Raw genomic sequence first — 1368 nt, 5'->3', positions numbered from 1 at the left:
CTGAGGGGGTGACATGCAAGCTAAAATCCTTATTGGGTAATACTTTCAGCCGATATGTTACAAAAAGATACATACTAGTTTGGCCTGACCTTGGACGTAGTTATAAGGGTTTTAGCTTCTAGAACATCATTCCTAGGGTCAATTGCCCAGTTTATCTTAGCAAAGATAAACTGGCATCAAAGCATTATCTAGTAAGCTTTTAAGGGCTCATGTCACCCCCTCAGCCAAGGTAGAGTAGTTGCCTTAGATCCTGGTGTTAGAACCTTCTTGACTTTTTTTAGCGAGAATTCTATAGGCAAAATTGGAGAGGGTGATTTTTCTCAGATTCAGCGTTTGTGTCAGCATCTAGATAACTTGATATCAAAGATCAGTAAAACTAGAGGGAAACAAAAACGCCGGATGAGAAAGGCTGCCAGAAGGATGATTATCAGAATTCAAAATCTGGTAAATGAACTGCACCACAAAGCCGCTAGATTCTTAGTTGATAATTTTGACGTAATACTGCTTCCTACTTTCGAGACGTCTCAGATGTCCAAAAAGCAGCATCGGAAACTTAGATCAAAGACGGTTCGCAATATGCTTTCTTTTGCTCACTATCGGTTCAAAGAGTTTTTGAAACATAAAGCAACCGAAGACGGGAAAGTAGTTGTCGATGTCTGCGAAGCCTATACCAGTAAAACTATTAGCTGGACTGGTGAGTTGGTCAATATTGGTGGAAGCAAAATCATCAAATCAAAGATTGATGGCCGATCAATGGATTGACCGAAGGTCACGCTTCGCGAACGCGACATCAATGGCGCACGAGGAATTTTTCTTCGTGCCTTGGGAGATACCCCCTGGCTCAGAGATCAGCTTGCATTAGCGGGCTAGAATTTACCTTGGTAGATTTTGGTAGCTAAAAAGGATCGGATGTTAAGTATACTCTATATCTATCTAGAGTCTTTGGGTAAGCCCTGAGTTGGTATTGCGCTGTTGACATTGGCCTTTAGGATCCTCCACCATTCACCATTCGTTTTTATCTGGGTTCAAACTACAAGGAATATTGAATGAAAGTGAAAATCAAGCATAAAATCCAATTTCCACCTACAAATGTTCGAGAGCTTGGCCAAGATCAAGTCTATTTTTACCTTGTTAATGGAGAATCCAGGGAGAAGATTCGTCTACATGACTATGAGCGGATATTCGAAGTTCCTGAATTATACGAGCAGGTTGTATATGAGCGTCTGAAGTGCCAGTCTCCATCAATTGTAGTGGATATCCTGGAGTCTGCTGTCTCTCAAGGGGACCAGAGCCTCAACGAGCTTCGGGTACTTGATCTTGGGGCAGGAAACGGGATAGTTGGTGAAAAGCTGAAACAACACGGAGTCT

General features: G+C 42.1%; 2 pseudogenes. Both read left to right on the top strand.

Going from position 1 to position 1368, the window contains the following annotated elements:
* Positions 1 to 222: 222 nt before the first annotated feature.
* Positions 223 to 870, top strand: a pseudogene (locus F6K53_RS42775) (transposase); the annotation flags it as partial.
* A 176-nt stretch (positions 871 to 1046) separates the two neighbouring features.
* A pseudogene (locus tag F6K53_RS42770) lies at positions 1047 to 1368 on the top strand (methyltransferase); the annotation flags it as partial.

It is taken from the genome of Moorena sp. SIO4A1 (assembly GCF_010672065.1).
Lineage (GTDB): Bacteria > Cyanobacteriota > Cyanobacteriia > Cyanobacteriales > Coleofasciculaceae > Moorena.
The sequence above is the reverse complement of the archived record's forward strand: the minus strand, read 5'-3'. Positions and strand labels throughout refer to the sequence as shown.